Origin of the sequence: Aphanothece hegewaldii CCALA 016, from assembly GCF_003007785.1 — a bacterium.
In the GTDB taxonomy this organism is placed as follows: domain Bacteria; phylum Cyanobacteriota; class Cyanobacteriia; order Cyanobacteriales; family Microcystaceae; genus Chroococcus; species Chroococcus hegewaldii.
The window spans coordinates 1-1,393 of record NZ_PXOH01000107.1 but is presented as its reverse complement, the minus strand read 5'-3'; the positions used below and the strand labels follow the sequence as shown (position 1 = coordinate 1,393).

1 protein-coding gene is annotated in these 1,393 nt (G+C 39.3%); it reads right to left on the bottom strand.

What is annotated here, in order from left to right; all coding sequences use genetic code 11:
• Positions 1-65: 65 nt before the first annotated feature.
• Complete coding sequence (locus tag C7H19_RS25165) at positions 66-1,340, bottom strand: calcium-binding protein (RefSeq protein ID WP_106459629.1); 1,275 nt, start codon at positions 1,338-1,340, stop codon at positions 66-68.
• Positions 1,341-1,393: the final 53 nt, after the last annotated feature.

Here is a 1,393-nt window from a genome sequence, read left to right as displayed (position 1 = left end):
TAGATAATTTTCTAAATGTGCTTTTCTTCCCATTCCCACAGTCTATCAGATAAATGGGTTCTCTTTTACGGATTTGGTATCACCTGTAAACGGTTGATACCATCGAAGGAAATATAATCTAGATTACTGGTATTATTGCTGTTTTGGCGATAGGCTTGCCCACTATAAGAACCTTCTGTATAGCTGTAGGTAGACAGATACATTCCTTTTCCTGTATCACCGACTGAGTAGTCTATGATGAGTAGGTCATCTCCTGCACCACCAGAAACATTATCATCGCCTAAACCTGCATTTAATGTATCGTTGCCTGTACCGCCATTAATAGTATCATTGGCTCGATAAACTGCACTATTAATCAATCCTGATTGAATAATACTGTCGTTTCCACTTCCTGATGTAATATTGTAGCTTTCGATATTACTAACATTAGCGATACCAGTTAAGACAAATCCTGTATTTAGGGTTAGGTTAAGGTTAGTGGTTTGAGTGGAAAGGTTTAAAATTAATCGGTCGTTGCCTACACCACCATCAATGGTATCATTGCCTGTTCCTGCATTAATTGTGTCGTCTCCATCTCCACCAACTAAGCTGTCATTACCTGCATCGCCATCAATGTTATCATTACCCGCACCGCCATCAATGGTATCGTTGTTTAACCCCGAAGTGAGGGTATCATTTTTGCTAGTGCCTGTCACCTGTAAACGGTTGATACCATCGAAGGAAATATAATCTAGATTACTGGTATTATTGCTGTTTTGGCGATAGGCTTGCCCACTATAAGAACCTTCTGTATAGCTGTAGGTAGAAAGATACATTCCTTTTCCTGTATCACCGACTGAGTAGTCTATGATGAGTAGGTCATCTCCTGCACCACCAGAAACATTATCATCGCCTAAACCTGCATTTAATGTATCGTTTCCTGCTCCACCATTAATAGTATCAGTGCCTCGATAAACTGCACTATTAATCAATCCTGATTGAATAATACTATCGTTTCCACTTCCTGATGTAATATTGTAGCTTTCGATATTACTAACATTAGCAACACCAGTTAAGACAAATCCTGTATTTAAGGTTAGGTTAATGTCAGTGGTTTGAGTAGAAAAGTTTAAAATTAATCGGTCATTGCCTACACCACCATCAATGGTATCATTGCCTGTTCCTGCATTAATTGTGTCGTCTCCATCTCCAGAAGAAATGCTATCGTTGCCATCTCCAGAAGAAATGCTATCGTCTCCATCTCCAGAAGAAATGCTATCGTTGCCATCTCCAGAAGAAATGCTATCGTTGCCTAGCCCACCAACAAGAGTATCATACCAAATCCGTAAAAGAGAACCCATTTATCTGATAGACTGTGGGAATGGGAAGAAAAGCACATTTAGAAAATTATCTA

Coding starts and splice junctions, on each gene's coding strand:
- C7H19_RS25165 (WP_106459629.1), bottom strand. CDS start 1,340: ATGGGTTCTCTTTTACGGATTTGGTATGATACTCTTGTTGGTGGGCTA.